Annotated in this window: 20 protein-coding genes, 1 pseudogene and 1 riboswitch; of the genes and pseudogenes, 15 read left to right on the forward strand and 6 right to left on the reverse strand. The window is 70.7% G+C overall.

The features are described from left to right. Positions 1-56: 56 nt before the first annotated feature. A complete protein-coding gene (locus ACFYXH_RS35060) occupies positions 57-1283 on the reverse strand; it encodes an MFS transporter (RefSeq protein ID WP_389571814.1) in 1227 nt (408 codons plus the stop codon). A 90-nt stretch (positions 1284-1373) separates the two neighbouring features. Here ACFYXH_RS35060 and ACFYXH_RS35065 point away from each other — a divergent pair, with 90 nt between their 5' ends. Then, positions 1374-2543 carry an ROK family transcriptional regulator gene (locus tag ACFYXH_RS35065; protein WP_389571817.1) on the forward strand — a complete coding sequence of 390 codons (1170 nt, stop codon included), beginning with the start codon at positions 1374-1376 and terminating at the stop codon, positions 2541-2543. Between the two features lie 78 nt (positions 2544-2621). Here ACFYXH_RS35065 and ACFYXH_RS35070 read toward each other — a convergent pair. Beyond that, a pseudogene (locus ACFYXH_RS35070) lies at positions 2622-3191 on the reverse strand (SDR family oxidoreductase); the annotation flags it as partial. Positions 3192-3499: 308 nt separating this feature from the next. Beyond that, positions 3500-3630: riboswitch (FMN riboswitch) on the forward strand. A gap of 152 nt (positions 3631-3782) precedes the next feature. Here ACFYXH_RS35070 and ribD point away from each other — a divergent pair. The 10 genes from ribD to ACFYXH_RS35120 all read left to right on the forward strand — a co-directional run bounded on the left by ribD (position 3783) and on the right by ACFYXH_RS35120 (position 12337). Then, a complete protein-coding gene (gene ribD, locus ACFYXH_RS35075; RefSeq protein ID WP_389571820.1) occupies positions 3783-4868 on the forward strand; it encodes a bifunctional diaminohydroxyphosphoribosylaminopyrimidine deaminase/5-amino-6-(5-phosphoribosylamino)uracil reductase RibD in 1086 nt (361 codons plus the stop codon). Then, positions 4869-5504: a riboflavin synthase gene (locus ACFYXH_RS35080; RefSeq protein WP_389571823.1), complete on the forward strand. Its 636-nt coding sequence runs from the start codon at positions 4869-4871 to the stop codon at positions 5502-5504. It begins immediately after the preceding gene. After that, complete coding sequence (locus tag ACFYXH_RS35085; protein ID WP_389571826.1) at positions 5501-6154, forward strand: nicotinamide riboside transporter PnuC; 654 nt, start codon at positions 5501-5503, stop codon at positions 6152-6154. Before ACFYXH_RS35080 ends, ACFYXH_RS35085 begins: the two co-directional genes overlap by 4 nt. Then, positions 6151-7491, forward strand: coding sequence for a bifunctional 3,4-dihydroxy-2-butanone-4-phosphate synthase/GTP cyclohydrolase II (locus ACFYXH_RS35090; protein WP_389571828.1), 1341 nt, complete (start codon positions 6151-6153; stop codon positions 7489-7491). The genes ACFYXH_RS35085 and ACFYXH_RS35090 overlap by 4 nt, the downstream gene beginning before the upstream one ends. 24 nt (positions 7492-7515) lie before the next feature. After that, the gene (gene ribH / locus ACFYXH_RS35095; RefSeq protein ID WP_327322236.1) at positions 7516-8001 is read left to right on the forward strand and encodes a 6,7-dimethyl-8-ribityllumazine synthase; all 486 of its coding nucleotides are present in this window, start codon (positions 7516-7518) and stop codon (positions 7999-8001) included. An 80-nt stretch (positions 8002-8081) separates the two neighbouring features. Further along, on the forward strand, positions 8082-8354 hold the full coding sequence (locus ACFYXH_RS35100) for a phosphoribosyl-ATP diphosphatase (protein WP_142215995.1): 273 nt from the start codon (positions 8082-8084) through the stop codon (positions 8352-8354). Between the two features lie 50 nt (positions 8355-8404). Next, positions 8405-9253: an ATP phosphoribosyltransferase gene (gene hisG / locus ACFYXH_RS35105; protein ID WP_327322235.1), complete on the forward strand. Its 849-nt coding sequence runs from the start codon at positions 8405-8407 to the stop codon at positions 9251-9253. Between the two features lie 15 nt (positions 9254-9268). After that, a complete protein-coding gene (locus ACFYXH_RS35110; protein ID WP_389571832.1) occupies positions 9269-9727 on the forward strand; it encodes a PH domain-containing protein in 459 nt (152 codons plus the stop codon). A gap of 190 nt (positions 9728-9917) precedes the next feature. Beyond that, entirely contained in the window at positions 9918-11258 is a 1341-nt protein-coding gene (locus ACFYXH_RS35115; RefSeq protein ID WP_389571835.1) for a hemolysin family protein, read from the forward strand. After that, a complete protein-coding gene (locus tag ACFYXH_RS35120) occupies positions 11255-12337 on the forward strand; it encodes a hemolysin family protein (RefSeq protein ID WP_389571838.1) in 1083 nt (360 codons plus the stop codon). Before ACFYXH_RS35115 ends, ACFYXH_RS35120 begins: the two co-directional genes overlap by 4 nt. 32 nt (positions 12338-12369) lie before the next feature. Here the strand turns inward: ACFYXH_RS35120 and ACFYXH_RS35125 are convergent, their stop codons facing one another. Beyond that, positions 12370-14262 (reverse strand): AAA family ATPase, encoded by a 1893-nt coding sequence (locus ACFYXH_RS35125; RefSeq protein WP_389571969.1) that lies wholly within the window; start codon positions 14260-14262, stop codon positions 12370-12372. Between the two features lie 409 nt (positions 14263-14671). Further along, positions 14672-15256 (reverse strand): uridine kinase, encoded by a 585-nt coding sequence (locus ACFYXH_RS35130; RefSeq protein ID WP_389571841.1) that lies wholly within the window; start codon positions 15254-15256, stop codon positions 14672-14674. A gap of 186 nt (positions 15257-15442) precedes the next feature. Here ACFYXH_RS35130 and ACFYXH_RS35135 point away from each other — a divergent pair, with 186 nt between their 5' ends. Next, positions 15443-16804: a peptidase C39 family protein gene (locus tag ACFYXH_RS35135; protein ID WP_389571844.1), complete on the forward strand. Its 1362-nt coding sequence runs from the start codon at positions 15443-15445 to the stop codon at positions 16802-16804. A 118-nt stretch (positions 16805-16922) separates the two neighbouring features. Next, the gene (locus tag ACFYXH_RS35140; protein WP_327322229.1) at positions 16923-17075 is read left to right on the forward strand and encodes an SCO1431 family membrane protein; all 153 of its coding nucleotides are present in this window, start codon (positions 16923-16925) and stop codon (positions 17073-17075) included. 70 nt (positions 17076-17145) lie between these two features. Here ACFYXH_RS35140 and ACFYXH_RS35145 read toward each other — a convergent pair whose 3' ends face one another. Further along, positions 17146-18408, reverse strand: coding sequence for a glycoside hydrolase family 18 protein (locus ACFYXH_RS35145; protein ID WP_327328226.1), 1263 nt, complete (start codon positions 18406-18408; stop codon positions 17146-17148). A gap of 341 nt (positions 18409-18749) precedes the next feature. Between ACFYXH_RS35145 and ACFYXH_RS35150 the strand changes: the two genes are divergently transcribed. Then, on the forward strand, positions 18750-19922 hold the full coding sequence (locus tag ACFYXH_RS35150; RefSeq protein WP_327322228.1) for an acyl-CoA dehydrogenase family protein: 1173 nt from the start codon (positions 18750-18752) through the stop codon (positions 19920-19922). Here ACFYXH_RS35150 and ACFYXH_RS35155 read toward each other — a convergent pair. Then, positions 19895-20140 (reverse strand): hypothetical protein, encoded by a 246-nt coding sequence (locus ACFYXH_RS35155; protein WP_389571847.1) that lies wholly within the window; start codon positions 20138-20140, stop codon positions 19895-19897. The genes ACFYXH_RS35150 and ACFYXH_RS35155 overlap by 28 nt on opposite strands. A gap of 248 nt (positions 20141-20388) precedes the next feature. Here ACFYXH_RS35155 and ACFYXH_RS35160 point away from each other — a divergent pair, with 248 nt between their 5' ends. Beyond that, a complete protein-coding gene (locus ACFYXH_RS35160; protein ID WP_389571972.1) occupies positions 20389-21453 on the forward strand; it encodes a hypothetical protein in 1065 nt (354 codons plus the stop codon). The last annotated feature ends 33 nt before the right edge of the window (positions 21454-21486 follow it).

Genomic DNA, 21486 nt, shown 5'->3' on the forward strand with positions numbered 1-21486 from the left:
GCGCTCCGGACGGGCGGGGCTCCGGACCGGCGGGGCTCCGCACCGCACCCCGCTCCTCAATCGCCGGAGGGGCTGAAATCAGCCCGCGTCACCGTGTCCGCGACGCCCGACCTCGCGCTCTGCCGACCGGCCGAGCGCAGCACCCCCGCGCCCGCGACCAGCCCGCATGCCAGCGCCGTCACGAGGCCGAAAGAGACCACCAGGCTCGTGGCGTCGGCGACCGCGCCGATCGCCGAGGGAGCGATGAGTCCCGAGGTGTACGTGATGGTGGCGACGCCTGCGATGGCTTGACTGGGATTGGGGCCGCTGCGCCCGGCCGCCGCGAAGGCGAGCGGCACGACCACAGCCACACCGAGCCCGATGAACGCGAAGCCGGTCATCGCCACGGCCGGATGGGGCGCCACGACCACCAGCAGCCCGCCCGCGGTCGCCAGCACACCGCCCACCCGCACCGTGCGCACCGGGCCGAAGCGGTCCACGATCCGGTCGCCGGCGAGCCGCGCCACCGCCATGGTCAGCGCGAAGGCCGTGGTGGAGGCGGCCGCGAGACCGGCCGAGGTGTCCAGTACGTCCCGCAGGAAGACCGCGGACCAGTCCAGGCTGGCGCCCTCCGCGAACACCGCGCAGAACCCGACCGCGCCGATGACGATCGCGGACTTGGGCGGCAGCGTGAAACGCGGCGGCGGCTCCTCGTGGGGCGCGCTGCGCAGGTCCAGTACGCCCTGACAGGCGATCAGCCCGAGCGCGGTCAGGACCGCTGCGGCGAGGGCGTGGTGCAGCCGGGCGTCGCTGCCGAGATGTGCGGCGAGTGTGCCGCCCGCGGAGCCGATCAGCGCACCGGCGCTCCACATGCCGTGCAGCCCGGACATGATCGAGCGGTCGAGGCGGTTCTCGATCTCGACACCCAGGGCGTTCATCGCCACGTCCGACATGCCCGCCGTGGCGCCGAACACGAACAGCGCCGTACAGAGGGCGAGCAGATTCGGGGCGAGGGACGGCAGGGTCAGCGAGAGCGTCCATAGCGTGATCAGGCCGCGCAGCGCGTTGCGCGCGCCGAAGCGGTGGCTGATCGCGCCGGCCAGCGGCATCGCCACGGAGGCGCCGAGCGCCGGAAAGGCGAGCGCGAGACCGAGCTGCCCCGCGCCGACCGCCGCATGCTCCTGGATCCAGGGAATGCGGGTGGCGAAGCTGCCGGTGACTGCGCCGTGCACACAGAAGACGGCGGCTACGGCGAACCGCGCGCGCTTCAACTGGCTCCGTCCGAAGACCACTTCGCCGGCCATGTCCATGCCCCTCCCCACAGAAGTCCCGCGTAAACTATCAGGAACCCTGCCTGATAAATAGTGGCGGCAGTGATCTGGAAGGATTCCGGCATGCCCGCATCTCCGAGCACCGCCCGGGCCATCAACGACCGGCTCGCCCTCCGACTGCTGCAGCAGGAAGGCCCGTTGACGGCAGGGCAGCTGAAGACCATGACCGGACTCTCCCGTCCCACCGTCGCCGATCTGGTGGAGCGGCTGCAGCTGTCCGGTCTGATACAGGTTGTCGGCGAGGCGGGCGCCGAGCGCCGCGGCCCCAATGCCCGGCTGTACGGGATCGTCGCCGACCGCGCGCACCTGGCCGCCCTCGACGTACGCACCCAGAGCGTGACCGTGGTCGTCGCCGATCTGCTCGGCGTCACCCTCGCCGAGGCCTCGCTGCCCATCGGCGGCGACACCGGCACCGGGCCCGCCGTCGAGCGGGCGGTCGCACTCCTGGAACGGACGGCCAGGGAGGCGGGCGCGGCCCGGCTGCACAGCGTCGGAATCGGCGCGCCCGGCCTGATCGACCCGGTCACCGGCGAACTGCGCGACACCTCCGGCCTGCCCGCCTGGCACCGCCGCCTGGTCGCCGCGCTCCAGGAGCGGCTGCCTGCCAGGGTCCTCGTCGAGAACGAGACCAATCTGGCCGCCGTGGCCGAACAGCGCCTCGGCGCGGCCCGCGACCGCGACACCTTCGCGCTGCTGTGGCTCGGCCACGGGATCGGCGCGGCCCTCTTCCTCGACGGCAGACTCCGCCGAGGCGCGTCGGGCGGCGCGGGTGAGATCGGCTTCCTGCCGGTACCCGGCACGGCGGGACTCCCGAGCGGTGTCGACTGCGAGGGCGGCTTCCACTCGCTGGCCGCGTCCGCCGCGATCTGCGCGCTCGCCGGCCGGCACGGCATCGAGGTGCCGCAGTCCCAGGAGCCGAGGGCCGCGGCGGTCGTACGGACAGCCGTGACGGCCGGCCGGGACGACTTCCTCGATGCCCTCGCCGACCGTCTCGCGCTCGGCGCGGCCGCGGTCGCCTCCGTCCTCGACCCGGGCTGCGTGGTCCTGGGCGGCGAGGTCGGCCATGCGGGCGGCGCGGAACTGGCCGCCCGGGTCGAGGCCCGGCTGGCCGAGCTCTCTCCGCTGCGTACGGAGGTGCGGGCGGGAAGGCTCGGCGGCGCCGCGGTCCTGAGCGGAGCGCTGCTGTCGGCGCGCGAGGCGGCCCAGGACGAACTCTTCGCACCGGGCGCATAAGTGCACGGCGGGCCGCGATCGTTGTGATCGGACCCGCCCGGCGGCGGGTTCGTCCTCAATCGCCGGAAAGGCTTGAAATCAACCCAGCCGCTGCGCCAGGAACCGCTCGGACGTGACCTTGCCGACGGCCCGTTCGGGCGTCAGCTGCTCACCTCTGCGGTAGCCCGCGTACGCCTTCCCGGCCAGCCGTACCGGCAGTACCGGGCGGCGCCTGCCACGCGCGCGGAGACAGGCCCGCGCCAGATCCGGCAGCGGACGGATCTCCGGACCACCCATGTCCGCCACCCGGCCGACCGGCTCGCCGACGGCCAACTCGGCCAGCCGGTCGGCAACTTCGCCCGTGTCGATGGGCTGAAGGCTCACTCCTGACGGCAGCGGCATCACCGGGAGCCGGGCCGCGCCCGCCGGAAGGCGCAGCACCAGGTCGTGGTACTGGGTCGTCCGCAGGATCGTCCACCCGGACCCCGACCCGGACCCGGACCCGCCGGCTTCCTCGATCATCCGCTCGACCTTGTGCTTCATGCCGTAGTAGCCCAGCGGCAGCCGGTCCACGCCGACGATCGAGACGTACACGAGGTGTGGGACGCGGGCTCGGCGTGCGGCGTCCAGCAGTCGCGCGGCCGCCTTGTCGTCGCCGCCTCGCGGAGTCGAGGACGCCCTCACGCAGCCGAGCGGACACCAGGCTGCCCGGCGTTCCCGTACCGCCCGTCACGAATGGAGGTCATGGGGCCGGCGAGTCGGATCGGCCGGGAGCCCGGCGGCGGCAAGGGCCTGGACTCCGCCGCCGGGCGGTCGACACCCCACGGTCCGCGGAGGTGCCGCAGAGATTAAATGGACTAGACCAGGGCGGTCAATAGGTCGGAATCAGCCATTCGACACGACCTTGTGAGTCAGCCCACAGCTGTTCACTCGCATGGCCCATCACCGGGCGTGGCACACTGGCCCTGTATCAGCAGCAGCGCACTCCGGGGTCGGTGTAATTCCGAACCGGCGGTTATAGTCCGCGACCCGTCCGCATCCAGCGGCCGGTTGACCAGGTGAAATTCCTGGACCGACGGTGAAAGTCCGGATGGGAGGCAGTGCGCGGCGGGCGACCTTTCCGGTACGCCGGCCGTAGTGGCTGATCGTCGTACTCGGCGATCGGTGCGCTCGGCCTCGGCGTCGCTGTGAATCTTTGTCCCGCTCTCTGTCGTCATCGACAGGCCCCGGAGTCCGTGCCCGAAGAGGCAGGAGGACCCGGTGGCCACCGCAGCCGACGCAGACGCCATGCGCCGAGCGATCCAGCTCGCCGCCCGCGGACTCGGCTCCACCAGCCCCAACCCGGTCGTCGGTTGCGTCATCCTCGACGCCTCCGGACAGCCTGCCGGTGCCGGCTTCCACCAGCGCGCCGGCGGCCCGCACGCCGAGGTCCACGCACTGCGCGAGGCCGGAGAGCGCGCACGTGGCGGCACCGCGTACGTCACCCTCGAGCCCTGTAACCACACCGGCCGCACCGGCCCGTGCGCCCAAGCGCTGGTCGAGGCCGGGATCGGACGGGTCGTGTACGCGGTCGGCGACCCGAACGCGCAGGCCACCGGTGGCGCGGACACGCTGCGCGCCGCCGGAGTCCGGGTCGAGCAGGGCCTCCTCGCCGACCAGGCCGAGGCGGGCAACATCGCCTGGCTCACCTCCGTACGCCTCGGCCGCCCCTACGTCCTGTGGAAGTACGCCGCGACCCTCGACGGCCGTATCGCCGCGCAGGACGGCACCAGCCGCTGGATCACCTCGCCCGAGTCCCGCGCCGACGTCCACCGGCTGCGCGCCGAGGCCGACGCGGTGATCGTCGGCTCCGGCACGGTCCGCGCCGACGACCCGCACCTCGCGGTCCGCGGCATAGAAGGCGCCGTCCAGCCGCTGCGCGTCGTCGTCGACACCGAAGGCACCGCCGTCAAGCCCGGCGCCCGCGTCCTCGACGACGCCGCGCCCACGCTGATCGCGGTCGCCGAGGACGCCGAGACCGAACTGCTCGATGTCGTACGGCTGCCTCGCGCGGCGCACGGCCTGTCCGTACCGGCCCTGTTGGAAGCCCTGCACCAGCGCGGCGTCCGCTCCGTGCTCCTCGAGGGCGGCCCGACGCTCGCCGGAGCCTTCGTCGCCGCGGGCGCCGTCGACAAGGTCGTCGGTTATCTCGCCCCCGTACTCCTCGGCGCCGGCCGCACCGCCCTCGCCGACGCCGGAATCTCCACGATCACCGAAGCGTTGCGGCTCGACATGACGGAGACCGTCCGCGTCGGCCCCGATCTGCGTGTTACTGCCACCCCCGCCAAAGCCCCGAAGGAGCGCTGAGTGTTCACCGGAATCGTTGAAGAGCTGGGTGAGGTCACCGCCGTCGAGAATCTCGGCGACTCCTCCCGCTTCCGACTGCGCGGCCCCGTCGTCACCGAAGGCGCGAAGCATGGCGACTCGATCGCCGTCAACGGCGTCTGCCTCACCGTCGTGGACTTCGGCGACGGCGAGTTCACCGCCGACGTGATGGCCGAGACCCTCAAGCGCTCCAGCCTCGGAGCCCTCGAGGAAGGCTCCCGCGTCAACCTGGAGCGGCCGATGGCCGTCGGCGGCCGGCTCGGCGGCCACATCGTCCAGGGCCATGTGGACGGTACCGGCACCATCGTCGAGCGGAAGCCCTCGGAGAACTGGGAGATCGTGAAGATCTCGCTCCCCGCCGACCTCACCCGCTATGTCGTCGAGAAGGGCTCGATCACCGTCGACGGCGTCAGCCTGACCGTCGTCGACGCGGGCCCCGACTACTTCACCATCAGCCTCATCCCCACCACCCTCGCGCTGACCACGCTCGGCATCAAGCAGAGCGGTGATCTCGTCAACCTCGAGGTCGACGTCATCGCCAAGTACGTCGAGCGCCTGCTCGGCGCCGAGGCCGCAGACGCCGCAGACGCCGCAGAAACCAAGGAGACCGCCAAGTGAGCGCCCTGTCCTGGCTCAACGGAGAGGCCTTCACGGCCTTCGGCCAGCACATCATGTGGTCCGACATGATCGGCAACTCCATCGGTCTGATCGCACTCGCGCTCGGCTGGCGGCGCTCCATATGGACCTGGCCCGCCCAGTTCGCCTCCGGCGTCATCCTGGTCGGCGCGTACGCCTCCGCCCAGCTCAGCGGTGGCGTCGGCAAGCAGCTGCTGGTCATCGGCGTCGCCCTGTGGGGCTGGCGGCAGTGGACCCGCGGCCGCCGGCAGGCCCAGGACGGCTCGATCGCCGTCCGCTTCGCCGACTGGCGCGAGCGCGGAGTGCTGCTGGCCGGTGCGGTCGTCGGCACCCTGGCCGTCGGCGGGCTGTTCACCCTCTACCCGTCGCTGTCCTGGAGCCCGTGGGCCGACGCGTACATCTTCGTCGGGACCCTGGTCGCGATGGTCGCCCAGGCCCGCGGTCTGGTCGAGTTCTGGTTCGCCTGGCTGCTCGTCGACATCGTCGGCGTTCCGCTGGCCTTCAACAGTGGCCTGGCCTTCTCCGGCCTGGTCTACGTGGTCTACTTCGCGCTCGTCCTGTGGGGCATGCGCGACTGGTGGCTGCGCTCCCGCGGGAGCGTCAAGCCTGCTCTGGAAGGAGTGGCAGCATGACCTCCCGCCCGTCACCCACCCCCGCCCTCGCCGAGGTGCGTCGCGCCGCCTCGCCGACGCCCACCTGGTACTCCACCGACAACGTCGAGGACTTCGCCCTCGACCCGGTGGAGCAGGCCATTCGTGACATCGCCGCAGGACGGCCCGTCGTGGTCGTCGACGACGAGGACCGCGAGAACGAGGGCGACCTCGTCATCGCCGCCGAGAAGGCCACGCCCGAGATCATCGCCTTCATGATGAGCGAGTGCCGCGGCCTGATCTGCGCTCCCATGGAGGGCGAGGAGCTGGAGCGGCTGGACCTGCCGCAGATGGTCGAGCGCAACACCGAGTCGATGCGGACGGCGTTCACCGTCTCCGTCGACGCGGGCCCCGCGTTCGGCGTGACCACCGGCATCTCCGCGGCCGACCGCGCAACCACCCTCCAACTGCTGGCCGGCGGCCGGGCCGAGGCGTCCGACTTCGTACGCCCCGGCCATGTCTTCCCGCTCCGCGCCAAGCCCGGCGGGGTGCTGGTCCGCAACGGCCACACCGAGGCCGCCGTCGACCTGGCCCGCCTCGCCGGACTGCGCCCGGCCGGCGCGATCGTCGAGATCGCGGGCGAGGACGGCGTGATGCTGCGACTGCCCGAGCTGATCCCGTTCGCCCGCAAGCACGGACTGACGATCATCTCCATCGAGGACCTGATCGCGTACCGCCGTACCTCCGAGCCGACCGTCAAGCGCGAGGCCGAGGTCAATCTGCCCACCTCCTTCGGCCAGTTCACCGCCTACGGCTACCGCTCCACCGTCGACGGCGTCGAGCATGTCGCGCTCGTCCACGGCGAGATCGGCGACGGCGAGGATGTCCTCGTACGGGTCCACTCCGAGTGCCTGACCGGCGACATCTTCCACTCGCTGCGCTGCGACTGCGGCCCCCAGCTGCAGGCCTCCATGGAGCACATCACCGAGGCCGGCCGCGGCGTCGTCGTCTATCTGCGTGGCCACGAGGGCCGCGGCATCGGCCTGCTGTCCAAGCTTCGTGCGTATGAACTCCAGGAGCGCGGCCGCGACACGCTCGACGCCAACCTCGAACTCGGCCTGCCCGCCGACGCCCGCGACTACGCCGCGGGCGCGCAGATCCTGGAGGACCTCGGCGTACGCAGCCTTCGGCTGATGACCAACAACCCCGACAAGATCACCGCGCTCGTCCGCCACGGCCTCACGGTCCACGGCCGCGAGCCGATGCCCGTCCAGGCGGGCGAGCACAACCTCCGGTATCTGCGCACCAAGCGGGACCGGATGGGACACGACCTGCCCTGGCTCGACGCCTCCAGCGCGTCCGCCTGCGGCAACCAGTAAGTCAGTAAGCGTCAAGGGAGAAACATGAGCGGCAAGGGTGCACCCGAACTGTCCGTACGCAACTGCGGCGACCTGCGGGTGGCGGTGATCGCGGCCCAGTGGCACGAGAAGGTCATGGACGGCCTCGTCGACGGCGCTCTGCGCGCACTGCACGAGCTGGGCATCGACGAGCCGACACTGCTGCGTGTCCCCGGCAGCTTCGAGCTGCCGGTGGTCGCCAAAGTGCTGGCGGGCCGCGGCTACGACGCGGTCGTCGCGCTCGGCGTCGTCATCCGCGGCGGCACCCCGCACTTCGAGTATGTGTGCCAGGGCGTCACCCAGGGCCTCACCCAGGTCTCCATCGACACCGGCGTCCCGATCGGGTTCGGCGTCCTGACCTGCGACACCGAGGAGCAGGCGCTGGACCGGGCCGGACTTGACGGATCGAACGAGGACAAGGGCCACGAGGCGGTCACTGCCGCCGTCGCCACCGCCACCACGCTGCGTACCGTCAGCGAGCCCTGGCGCTGAGTGTCCAACCGTCGCCCACCACCTCTTCCATGGAGGTGCTGCGCGTCCGCCTTTCTGCACCCCTTACGCTTGGGACCATCATGGCGAACAAAACCTTCGAAGAGCTCTTCGCCGAGCTGCAGCTCAAGGCGAAGAACGGCGACCCGGCCACCTCCCGTACCGCCGAGCTGGTGGACAAGGGAGTGCATGCCATCGGCAAGAAGGTCGTCGAGGAGGCCGCCGAGGTGTGGATGGCCGCCGAGTACGAGGGCAAGGAAGCCGCCGCCGAGGAGATCTCGCAGCTGCTGTACCACGTCCAGGTGATGATGGTCGCGCGCGGGATCTCCCTCGACGACGTCTACGCCCACCTCTGAGCACCGCCCCCGACTCCGTACGGAACACGCGAACAAAGGAAGCCCGTCTCATGCTGCGCATCGCCGTCCCCAACAAGGGTTCACTGTCCGGACCTGCGTCGGCGATGCTCCATGAGGCCGGCTACCAGCAGCGCAAGGAGTCCAAGGAGCTCGTCCTCGTCGACCCCGAGAACGAGGTCGAGTTCTTCTACCTGCGCCCGCGCGACATCGCTATCTATGTCAGCTCCGGCAAGCTCGACATCGGCATCACCGGCCGCGATCTGCTGCTGGACTCCGGCGCCAACGCCGAGGAGATCCTCCAGCTCGGCTTCGCCCGCTCCACTTTCCGCTACGCGACCAAGCCCGGCACCGCCACCGGAGTCGGCGACTTCGGCGGAATGACGGTCGCCACCTCCTACGAGGGCATCGTCGCCAAGCACCTCGCCGACGAGGGCATCGACGCCTCCGTCGTCCACCTCGACGGGGCCGTGGAGACAGCGATCCAGCTGGGCGTCGCGCAGATCATCGCGGATGTCGTGGAGACCGGCACCAGCCTGCGCAACGCCGGTCTGGAGGTCATCGGCGAGCCGATCATGAAGTCCGAGGCGGTCGTCATCCGCCGCACCGGCGCGCCCGCCGACGACCCCAAGGTGCAGCAGTTCCTGCGTCGCCTCCAGGGCGTCCTGGTCGCCCGCAGCTACGTGATGATGGACTACGACTGCCGGGTCGAGCACCTTGAGCAGGCCGTAGCCCTCACCCCGGGTCTCGAGTCGCCGACCATCTCGCCGCTGCACCACGAAGGCTGGGTCGCCGTCCGTTCCATGGTCGCGGCCAAGGAAGCGCAGCGGATCATGGACGATCTGTACGACCTCGGCGCACGGGCGATCCTCACCACGGCCATCCACGCCTGCCGCCTCTGAAGGGTGCCGGAAACCATGCCCGCCGCCGCACCTCAAGTCCCCGCGCTCCCGGTCACCTTCAGGCCGACCCGTACCCGGGTCGTTCTGCTGACCGTGGGCGTGGTGATGTTCGCCGTGATCACCGCCGTCGCCCTGCTGCTGGAGAAGCTGAGCGCGGGGGAGCGGAGCAGCTTCATCTTCACCGCCCTGGTCTTCTTCGGCGTACTGGCCCTGCTGAGCCGACCGAAGGTCGTCGCCGACGAGAACGGCGTCACTGTCGTCAATCTCACCCGTACGCGCCAACTGGAGTGGGCCGAGATCCTGCGGGTGAATCTCCGCCCCGGCGACCCCTGGGTCTTCCTCGACCTCAGCGACGGCACCAGCCTGCCCGTACTGGGCATTCAGCCGGGTATCGCCAAGGCGCACGCCATCAGTGACGCGCGCGCCCTGCGGGCCCTCGCGGAGAGCCGAGGCACCCGCCCGGACGAGGACTGAGCGGCGATGCCCCTGCCGCGTCCGCGGCTCACCTGTCTACTCTGGTGACGGTGGCGACAAGCGCGCCCCGCCCCGCACCACCCGGCCCCCAGCGGCCCGCGGGGCACCTGCGACCCGAGGAGTGACTCCCTCCAGCAATGGACGGATCGTCCGGTAGTACCTGCGCCGCCCCCTCCCAGGAGGCGGCGGCATGATCGTCTCTCTTCTGCTGCTCGCGGCAGCGTTCCTCCTGATCCTCGCCAACGGCTTCTTCGTGGCGGCCGAGTTCGGCCTCGTCACGGTGGAGCGCCCCGATGCCGAGCGCGCCGCCGCCGAGGGCGACCGCCGCGCCCGCCGCGTCGTCAAGGCGCTGCGGGAGCTTTCCTTCCAGCTCTCCGGCACCCAGCTCGGCATCACCATCACCTCGCTCGTCGTCGGCATGCTCGCCGAGCCCGCGCTCGCCGGGCTGCTCCGCGGGCCGCTGACCGCGACCGGGCTGCCCGAAGGGGCCGGCTCCGGGATCGCGGTGGTGATCGGGATGCTGCTCGCCTCCGCCGTCCAGATGGTGATCGGTGAGCTCGTCCCCAAGAACTGGGCGGTTTCCCGGCCGTTGCAGGTCGCGCGCTTCGTCGCCGGCCCGCAGCATCTCTTCTCGACCGTCTTCCGCCCGGTCATCACCCTGCTCAACACCGTCGCCAACCGTCTGGTGCGGATGCTCGGCGTCGAGCCCGCAGCGGAGCTGGCGTCCGCCCGCACGCCCGGTGAGCTGGTCTCGCTGGCCCGCCACTCGGCACGCGCCGGAACGCTGGAGCAGGACACGGCCGACCTGTTCGTACGGACCCTCTCGCTCGGACATCTCACCGCGCAGCATGTGATGACCCCGCGGGTGAAGATGAGCGCGCTGCAGAGCGACGCCACCGCGGCCGATGTCCTCAACCTCACCCGCGCGACCGGTCTTTCGCGCTTTCCCGTCTACCTGGAGCGCATCGACGAGATCGTCGGCATGGTGCACCTCAAGGACGCCCTCGCGGTACCGGTGGACGAACGGCAGCGCACCCGGGTGGACCGGGTCGCCGTCCCGCCGCTCCTCGTGCCGGAGACGCTGCCCGTGCAGCAGCTGCTGGAGCGGCTGCGCAGCGAGCAGCCCATCGCCGTCGTGGTCGACGAGTACGGCGGCACCGCCGGAGTCGTCACGCTCGAGGACATCATCGAGGAACTCGTCGGCGAGGTCCGCGACGAGCACGACGCCGAGGCGGACGCCCAGCCCGAATTGGCCTCCGTGGCCTCGGAGGACGGCAACCCCGCCTGGGAGGCCGACGGCAGCTGCCGCGTCCTCACGCTGCGCCGGATAGGCCTCGATGTGCCCGACGGCCCGTACGAGACGGTGGCGGGTCTCGTCGCCGATCTCCTGGGGCGCATCCCCGCCCCCGGCGACCGGGCAGAACTTCCCGGCTGGCGGCTCTCGGTGCGCCAGGTGGACCGCTACCGGGCCGAGCGGGTGCGTCTGGTGCGCACCGCCGATGTCCCGGCCGTGCCGGAGGCCGTGCGATGAGTGTCCTCCAACTCCTTTTCGCCATACTCCTGGTCCTCGCCAACGGCTTCTTCGTCGGCGCGGAGTTCGCGCTCGTCTCCGTACGCCGCAGCCAGATCGAACCGCTGGCCGCGGAGGGCTCCTCGCGGGCCAGGCAGGTGCTGCACGGACTGGAGAATCTGCCGCAGATGATGGCCGCCGCGCAGTTCGGCATCACCATCTGCTCACTGACCCTCGGCGCGGTCGCCGAGCCGACCGTGGCGCATCTGCTGGAGCCGGTCTTCCAGGCCGCGCATCTGCCCGAGGGGCTGATCCATCCGCTCGGTTACGTCATCGCGCTGGCCGTGGTCGTCTTCCTGCACCTCGTCATCGGCGAGATGGTCCCGAAGAACCTGGCGATGGCCGCTCCCGAGAAGACCGCGCTCTGGTTCAGCCCGGGCCTGGTCGCCTTCGCCCGGCTGTGCCGACCGGTCACGGCGGCGCTCGGCGCCTGCGCCCGGCTGGTGCTGCGGGCCTTCCGTGTCGAACCGAAGGACGAGGTGGAGGCGGTCTTCACCAGCGAGCAGCTGAACCGTCTGGTGGAGGACTCGGGCCAGGCGGGGCTGCTGGAGCCCGCGGAGCAGGAGCGGCTCGAGGACGCGCTGGAGCTGGGCAGCCGCCCGGTGACGGATGTGCTGATCACCCGCTCCGCCCTGGTGACGGTCGCCCCGTCGGTCACCCCGCGCCAGGTCGAGGAGCTGACGGTATGTACCGGCTACTCCCGCTTCCCGGTCTGCGGGGAGGGCGAAGGCCCGTTCATGGGCTATCTCCATGTCAAGGACGTCCTCGACCTGGAGGAGAGGGAACGGGCAGTGCCCCAGCAGATCTGGCGCCCCATGGCGACCCTGCGGGCCGAACTCCCGCTGGACGACGCCCTCACCGTGATGCGCCGTGCGGCCACCCACCTCGCCCAGGTCGCGGACGCGTCGGGGCGGGTGCTGGGTCTGGTCGCTCTGGAGGACGTGCTGGAAATGCTGGTCGGCGAGGTCCGCGACCCGTCCCACCGGGTGACGGTGCCCCGTGCGCCTGAGGCTGCCCTGGACACCGCCCTGGTCGGCTGAGGCCGAGGGCGTGTTTCAGAAGTAGCGCCGGCTCAGAGCGGCGGATCCTGCGGGTCGCGGTCCACCGGACCGCGGCCCGACAGGACCTCGCCGTACGCCTGCATCAGATCGGGCAGCCGCAGCGTGGCGAGATCCTCGCGGGTCGGCGTGCCCGGATATCCGGACAGCCGTAGATCCCGGTAGGCGCAGCTCTTCTCGTACAGCGTGCGCAGAAAACGGCCGTTGCCGAGCTCGTCGATCCAGCCCTGGTCGACCACATGGCCACTGATGGAGCGCAGCTCCTCACGCACCTCGTCGTCCCACACATCGCCGTTCTCGGCGGCGAGCACTTCGCCGATGGCGGTCAGTTCGAGGGGGCGGTACGAGGGGAAGTCGACCCGGGTGGTGAAGCGTGAGGACAGCCCGGGGTTGGTGGCGAGCAGCCGGTCCATGCCCTCGGGGTAGCCGGCCAGGATGACCACCAGATGGTCGCGGTTGTCCTCGGCCCGCTTGAGGAGAACCTGGAGGGCCTCGTCGCCGTACGCGTCACCCTTGGTGTAGCCGGAGTTGAAGAGGCTGTACGCCTCGTCCACGAACAGCACTCCGCCGATCGCCGAGTCGATCAGCTCATTGGCCTTCACAGCCGTCTGGCCCAGGAACTCACCCACAAGATCAGCCCGTTGGGCCTCGACCAGATGATCGCCGCCGAGCAGGCCCAGCGCGTAGAAGACCCGGCCGAGGATGCGCGCGACGGTGGTCTTGCCGGTGCCGGACGGGCCGGAGAAGACAAAATGACGTTTCGGCGGCTGCACCGGCAGCCCCTGGTCGGCACGCAGCCGAGCCATCTTCAGCTGCGCGGACAATGCCTTCACCTGCCGTTTCACCGGCTCCAGGCCCACCATCCGCTCCAGCTCCGCGAGCGCCTCGGCGAGCAGCACCGGATCGGTGGAGCCCGCCGGGAACGGCGGCGGAGTGGGCTGCGCGGGGACGACTGCCTTCGGCCTTATGCCGCCGGGCGGGACGATCGGCACGGCGCCCGGGAGCTGGGTCTGCGGATCGGGGCCGAGCCGCGCCTCGGCCGTGAGCGGACCGTCCCCCTCAGCCTGCGCGTCCGCGGTGTCCTGCCCAAAGCCGGCCAGCGACACCGCCGCCAGTCCGGCCGACTCGTCGTACCCGTCGATCCCGTCGTACTCCGCGATCGCGGCCAGCCGCGCCGATGTGTCCATGAAGGCCGGATCGATCCGGTGCACTGCCCGGTACAGCGGCAGGGCGGCGGCGCTGCGGCCGGTGCCCTCGTGCGCCCGCGCCAGCCAGTACCGCAGCTCCTTGCGCTGCGGCTGCTCGCTGCGGCAGCGCATCAGAGCGGCGGAGAGCAGCGGCTCGGCCTGCCCGTACATCTCCAGACGCACCCGGGCCATCCCGCCGAAGAGCCCGGCCTCGATGCCCAGCAGCGGATCGTTGATCAGCGGTTCGGTATGGCGTACGAGCTGCTCCCAGTCCTTGACCAGATACGCGCGGCAGGCGTGCAGAAAGCGCACCTGGGGGTCGGCGTCGACCGGCGGCAGACCCGCGAGCGCCCGGTCCAGCTCCGGCACATGACGGCCGTCGAGCCAGTGGGAGGCGTGGGCGAGCAGCAGATCACGCGGGCTCTCGAGCACCGGCTGTACCCACCAGCCCAGCCAGTACCAGGAGTTGAGTGTGCGGCGATGGCGGGCGCGCTGCTCGCCGAAGCGCTCGCGGCTGCGGTACATGCGCAGCAGCGCGGTGGTGGTGTCGACGCGCAGGGCGTGCAGTCCGAGCCAGCCGTCGGCCATCCCGGGATCGATCCGGACCGCGGCCCGGAACTCCTCCTCCGCCTGCGGATAGGCACCCATGGTGTAGGCGTCCACGCCGCGCACCCAGGCGAGGTCGGCCGGGGCCGGTGCGCCCTGCGTGCCGATGTCCATCAGGTCCCCCACAAAAAGTGCACCTGTGATGTCCCGCCGGGCGGGCGCCCGTCGGCAGCGTACTGAACCACCTTGCCGTGGACGGGAATTGACCCCACCGAGGTGCATCGTACCTGCGCAAAGGGTGTGCGACTAAGGGCACGACAAGCACCCCGGAGTCGGTGACCCAGGGTGAGCGGGGAGTGAGGTGCGGCGCCGGGGAAGCGGGGGAGAGGGCAGAACGAAGCCCCCGATCACGGGGGAACAACCGGGGGCTTCGCGTCTGCGGCGGCTCCGGAAAGCCGCACATTGAGAACGTAAGACCTGTACGCCCCCTCGGTCAAGCAGAGTTGAGGCACTCTTGAGGGCGATTTCCGACCGCTCGGTATGCCAGGTAAAAGCAGTAACTGTACGTGATGATCCGGTTCGGTCACGCTGTCACAGAAGGTCCCTGGAGCCACTCGTACCCCTCCTGGCACTCGCGTACCAGGGCATCCGCGAACGGACGAGAAGGGTCCGCCAAGAAATGGCGTGTCTCCGCCATCGTCCAGCCGTCCCAGAATGCGGACAGCTTGCTCCCGTCCCGGTCCCGGCCTCGCTCCCAGGACTCCTGCGCGCTGCGCTCCATCCACAACAGCCTCGCGAGAAACGGGCGCAACGCCCGCCTCCCCGCCCCCACGCCCTCGATCAGCACGACAGGAGCCGGCTCCAGGGGGCGTGGGGACCCGAAGCGGCGCAGATTCCAGTCGTACGGGTCGTAGTGCGCGGTCCTGCCGCGCGAGAGCGGACCGATCACCTGGGTCAGCATCCGGTCCGTCCAGGCGAAGAGCTCCTCGTGGGTGGCCAGGTCGTCGAGATGCAGCACCGGCACGTCGTCGCCGAGCGCCGCCGCGAGCCGGGCCGCGAACGTGCTCTTCCCCGAGCCCGCGTGGCCGTCGACAGCGACCAGCCGCACCGGTCCGCACGAGGGTGAAAGTGCGCGCAGCGCCATGGCCTGCCGATCGAGGTCGTCCATCCCGCCAGCCTAGGAGGCCCGCTGTCCAAGAGGCCTGTCCCCCTGTGAGTGCGGCGCACCCCGCCGCAGGTCACGCCAGTGGACCAGACCAATATTGGTGGAGCGACGCGGTCCGAAGTGCTGGCAGAAGTCCGCCGGGACCCGCGATAGTTGCTCCACTGTCGCGCACCTGACTTGGGGGGTCCCATGCCCAGACCTACTTCGCGCAGATCCGTGCTGAGCGCCGCGATCGCGGCAGCGGCGGGTGCGGGGACGCTGTCCTCCGCCGCACCGGCGGCCGCCGCACCGGCCGCGGAGGCCGGCCGCACCGGCTCCCTCCCGCTGGTCGACAACCGGTTCTGGACCTCGTACACCGACTGGCGCTGCGGCACCGCGTCAGGCACCCGGGCCGTCGCCGGCCGCCGCCCCGGACTGGTCATCGCCGCGCCCGCCGGCCGCACCGACTACACCGATCCGCACACCGGCACCACCGCGACCTGGGAGTACGCCACCTGGACCTCGCCCGTCCACCGCTCGCGGGTGCCCGCGACCGAGGCAATCGCCTCCTGGAACGCGCACACCCCGGCCGGAACCTGGCTCCAGGTCGAGCTGCGCGGCAGCTACTCCGACACCACCTGGACCCCCTGGTTCGTGATGGGCCGCTGGGCGGCGGGCGACGGGGACATCCGCCGGACGTCCCTCGACGACCAGAGCGACGGCAAGGCCAGCATCTGGACCGACACCTTCTCCATCGACGATGCGGCCGGCGGGCTACGGCTGGTCTCGTACCAACTGCGGCTGACCCTCTACCGCAAGCCCGGCACCCGGCTCACGCCCACCGTGTGGCGGCTCGGCGCGATGGCCTCGGACATCCCGGACCGGTTCACCGTCCCCGCCTCCACGCCGGGACTCGCCCGCGAGCTGTCCGTACCGCGCTATTCGCAGAACACCCACATCGGCCAGTACCCGGAGTACGACAACGGCGGCGAGGCCTGGTGCAGCCCCACCTCCTCGCAGATGATCATCGAGTACTGGGGCCGGAAGCCGTCGGCCGCCGACCTGGCCTGGGTGAACCCCGCGTTCGCCGACCCGCAGGTCTGCCACGCGGCCCGCTTCACCTTCGACTACCAGTACAACGGCTGCGGGAACTGGCCCTTCAACGCCGCCTACGCGGCCACCTTCAAGGACATGAGCTCGGTCGTCACCCGGCTCTCCTCGCTCACCGACCTGGAGACGCTCGTCCGGGCCGGAATCCCGGCCATAACGTCTCAGTCATTCCTCAAGGAGGAGCTGACCGGCGCGGGCTACGGCACCTCCGGGCATCTGATGACCGTGATCGGCTTCACGGCCGACGGCGATGTGATCGCCAACGACCCCGCATCGCCCAGCAACGGCGCCGTACGCCGTGTCTACCGGCGCGCCGAGTGGGAGAAGATCTGGCTCCGCACCAAGCGCTACAACGCGAGCGGCAAAGTGGTCTCCGGCACAGGTGGCGTCTGCTATCTGTACTGGCCCGCCCATCCGACGCCCGCCCAGCGCCGGGCTCTGGAGGCCGTCGGTATCCGATGAGGCACCTGCCGGCCCCGGGCGCTGTGACGCACGTCGCTGCCCCGGGGCCGGTATCGCTGGCACTGTGGTCAGGTCACGGGGGGACGTCCATCCGCCAGACGACTGAACGAGACGCACCATGACTTCGACCGCCGCTGCCGTCACCGCTGCCCGCGCCGAGCCCCGCACCCGCACCGGCGGCCCCGAGGACTCCAAGGTCCTCGAGCACATCCTCGGCTGGACCCTTGTCGTCGTCCTCGCCATGCTTGTCACCCAGCTCGGACTGGTCTGACAGCCGCCCGGCATGACGCAAGGGCGGGGAGCCCGCCGGCTCCCCGCCCTCGACTCAGTGCTCCCGCAGGCTAGTTGATGGCCTTGATCAGCTCGCCGCCCGTGGTGTCACCGCTGAGCTCCCAGAAGAAGGTGCCGCCCAGGCTCTGCTGGTTCTTGTAGGTCATCTTCCCGGCGATGGTGGCGGGGGTGTCGTAGCTCCACCACTGGCTGCCGCAGTGCGCGTACGCGGTCCCGGCGACGGTCCCGTTGGCCGGGCACTTGGACTTGAGCTCCTTGTAGTCGTCGATGCCCGGCTCGTACTTGCCGGGCGCCGCTCCGGTCGCCGTGCCACCGGGCGCCTTCTGTGTCACGCCCGTCCAGCCGCGTCCGTAGAAGCCGATCCCGAGCAGCAGCTTCGACGAGGGGATGCCGAGACCCTTGAGCTTGGTGATCGCGGCGCTGGTGTTGAAGCCCTGCTGCGGGATGCCGGTGTAGGAGGTGAGCGGTGAGTGCGGGGCGGTGGGGCCCTGCGCCGCCCAGGCGCCGAAGAAGTCGTACGTCATCGGGTTGTACCAGTCGACGTACTGGGCCGCGCCCGCGTAGTTCGCCTTCTCGATCTTGCCTCCGGACGAGGCGTCCGCGGTGATCGCCGCGGTCACCAGGTTGGAGCTGCCGAACTTCGAACGCAGTGCGGACATCACGTTCTTGAAGGCATCGCGGCCGCTGGTGTCGCAGCTCAGACCGCAGGCGTTGGGGTATTCCCAGTCGATGTCGATGCCGTCGAAGACATCCTTCCAGCGGGGATCCTCGACCAGGTTGTAGCAGGACTGGGCGAAGGCGGCCGGGTTGGCCGCGGCCTGGCCGAAGCCGCCGGACCAGGTCCAGCCGCCGAACGACCACAGCACCTTGAGGTTCGGGTGCAGCTTCTTCAGCTTGCGCAACTGGTTGAAGCTGCCGCGCAGCGGCTGGTCCCAGGTGTCGGCGACGCCGTCCACGCTCTGGCCGGCGGTGTAGGTCTTCTCGTAGTCGGCGAACGAGTCACCGATGGCGCACTTGCCTCCGGTGACGTTTCCGAAGGCGTAGTTGATGTGGGTGAGCTTGTTCGCGGACCCGGAGGTCTGGATGTTCTTGACGTGGTAGTTGCGGTCGTAGACGCCCCATTCGGTGAAGTAGCCGACCACCTTGCTCCCGGCGGCGGCTGCCGCGGGCGCGGATACGGGCTTCGCGGCGGGGGCGGACTCGCCCGCGGAGGCGATATGGGCGCCGGTGATCAGGGTCGCGCCGAGCACGGCGGTACAGGCGGCGGCGATGAGCGCCCTCAGGCGGGCGCGGGGACGGTGTGGTCCGAGCATCATGTCTCCTCGTGGGGAGGGAGAGCGAGTGGGGGAATGCTGTCGAGCTGCGGGCCTATGTGGCATGAACACGGTCATGCGCTGTGGGGAACGGTAGAAGGACTAGACCAGTGGGGTCAATGGTTCGGACCAATTTCACCGGTCGGTCAGGCGGTATCGGAACGAGTCCTTGCAGCCCGTGACGCACGCCCGCTGATCGGGCATACTCAACGCGCCACAGCCGCCGTCCAGCCACTTTCGTGATCCGGAAGGGCAGCATCGGCTTGGCAGAAAGACCGGCGGCGCGCCCACACCCTTCGCGCGCGACCGCCGCAGCGCCCGACAGGGAGGAGAGCGCCGTAATGCCCGATCGCGCCCCGCAGCCGGTGGATCGTCAACTGCCCACCGAGGAGTCCAGGGATCTGATCGCCCTGGTACGCGACATCATCCAGCGGGAGATCGCTCCCCGGGCGGCCGAGGAGGAGGATTCCGGGCACTTCCCGCGCGAGGTCTTCTCTCTTCTGTCCGAGTCCGGACTGCTCGGCCTTCCGTACGACTCCGAGTACGGCGGCGGAGACCAGCCGTACGAGGTCTACCTCCAGGTCCTCGAAGAGCTCGCCGCCGCCCGCCTCACCGTCGGCCTCGGTGTCAGCGTCCACTCCCTCGCCTGCCACGCACTGGCCGGCTACGGCACCAAGGAGCAGCAGGCCGAGCATCTGCCCGCCATGCTCGGCGGCGGCCTCCTCGGCGCGTACTGCCTCTCCGAACCCGCCTCCGGATCGGATGCCGCGTCGCTGCGCACCAAGGCGGTGCGCGACGGGGACAGCTGGGTGATCACCGGTACCAAGTCCTGGATCACGCACGGCGGAATCGCCGACTTCTACACCGTTCTGGCCCGCACCGGCGGTGAGGGTGCCCGTGGCATCACGGCCTTCCTCGTCCCCGGCGACGCGCAGGGCCTGAACCCCGCCGCACCCGAGAAGAAGATGGGCATGAAGGGCTCGCCCACCGCCCAGCTGAACTTCGACGCCGTACGGGTCCCCGACTCCCGGCGGATCGGTGAGGAGGGTCAGGGCTTCGCGATCGCGCTCTCAGCGCTCGACTCGGGCCGGCTCGGTATCGCCGCCTGCGCCATCGGGCTCGCGCAGGCGGCCCTGGACGAGGCCATCGCCTACGCCACCGGACGGCAGCAGTTCGGCCGGCCCATCGCCGACTTCCAGGGGCTGCGCTTCATGCTCGCCGACATGGCCACCCGGATCGAGGCGGGCCGTGCGCTCTACCTCGCCGCCGCGCGGCTGCGCGACGCGGGACGGCCCTTCTCCCGGCAGGCCGCCATGGCCAAGCTGTTCTGCACGGACACGGCGATGAGCGTCACCACCGACGCGGTCCAGGTGCTCGGCGGCTATGGCTACACGCTGGACTTCCCGGTCGAGCGCTATATGCGTGAGGCCAAGGTGCTGCAGATCGTCGAGGGCACCAACCAGATCCAGCGCATGGTCATCGCCCGTCACCTCGCCGGACCCGAGACGCGCTGATCCTGTGACGCGCTGAACCGCCCGTTCCACACCGGCGGCGCCGCGAGCCTGCTCCACTCCGGGTCGCGGCGCCCCGGCACGGTCCGGCCCTTGCTCGCCCACTGACGGAGCAGCTCGCGGTAGATGGGCGGATCGGCCGGATGCGGAACCGATTCTTCCGGAGCGGGTGTCGCAAGGCGGCGCCGGCCGTGACTGGTCGTGGCGTACTGCAGGGTCATGACTGGCCAACGCCCTGCGTCCCGGCCGGGTTACCGCCGAGACGAATCGAGCGCGAGTTCGCGCCATACCCGCACGCGGTCCGCGGTGATACGAGTACGGCGCCGGGCTCTGGCCTCCCGCAAGGTTTCTGACGTACCGTCAACTTCCTTGCCGTCCAGGAGGTCAGCTGCCGCCCAGGAGGTCTGCCGTGTCAGACGACCGCCCGATCGCCCTCGACGAATACCCCGTACACCAGGCGCCGCTGTCGATGAAGCATCTCGTCACCGGCGACCGCAACGCCTACGACCGGTGCATCTTCCAGGTCTTCGACCACCGGGGCCGCGCGCTGCTCATCGCCGGCCTCGGCGTCTACCCCAACACCGGCGTCATCGACGCCTACGCCACACTCCGCCTCGACGACCGGATACACGCCGTACGTGCCTCCGACGCACTCACCGACGACCGGATGAACCTCACCGTCGGCCCGCTGCGGATCACCGTCGACGAGCCGCTGCGCCGTCTCACCCTGCACTGCGACGCCGACCCGGACGACCCCGGCTCCCTCTCGTACGACCTCACCTGGCACGCGGACTTCCCTGCCGTGTGGGAACCGCACCACACTCAGCGCCGCGGCGACCGGCTCATGCTCGAAGGCCGCCGCTTCGTCCAGGCCGGCAGCTGCACCGGCACCATCCGCGCGGCCGGCGAGGAGATACCGGTGACGGCGGGGGAGTGGACCGGCACCCGCGACCGCAGCTGGGGTGTACGGCCCATCCCCGGCGAAGAAGGCGGCCGCGCCGCCGAGGAGCTGCGCACCGAAGGCTTCCACTGGCTCTGGATCCCCGTCCGCTTCGATGACCGCTTCCTGATGGTGATCGCCCAGGAGGACGCCGACGGCTACCGCACGCTCAGCGAAGCCGTCCTCGTCCGCGACGGACACCACGACACCCAACTCGGCTGGCCCCACACCGACATCACCTACCGCCCCGGCACCCGCCACCCCGAACGTGCCGTCGTCCACCTCACCGACCCGGCCCGTAAACCCCTCGAGCTCGGCGTCGAGATCCTCGCCTCCTCACCGCTCGCCATCGGCGCCGGCTATCCGCCCGCCACCGACTGGCAGCACGGCACCTGGCAGGGCCGCGGCTGGAGGGACCGGCGCAGCTACGACCTCTCCGACCCCGCCGTCCACCCGATGGCCACCTACGGCGTCACGGACCACTCGGCCCGCTTCACCCTCGACGGGCGGACCGGCCACGGCATCTTCGAACACGGCACCTTCGGCCGCCACGACCCGAGCGGCTTCACCGGCTATGACTCGGTGGCCGGCTAGCCGCCCTGGCCGGATGCCGGCATCAGCGGATGA

It is taken from the genome of Streptomyces sp. NPDC002730 (assembly GCF_042888805.1).
Lineage (GTDB): Bacteria > Actinomycetota > Actinomycetes > Streptomycetales > Streptomycetaceae > Streptomyces.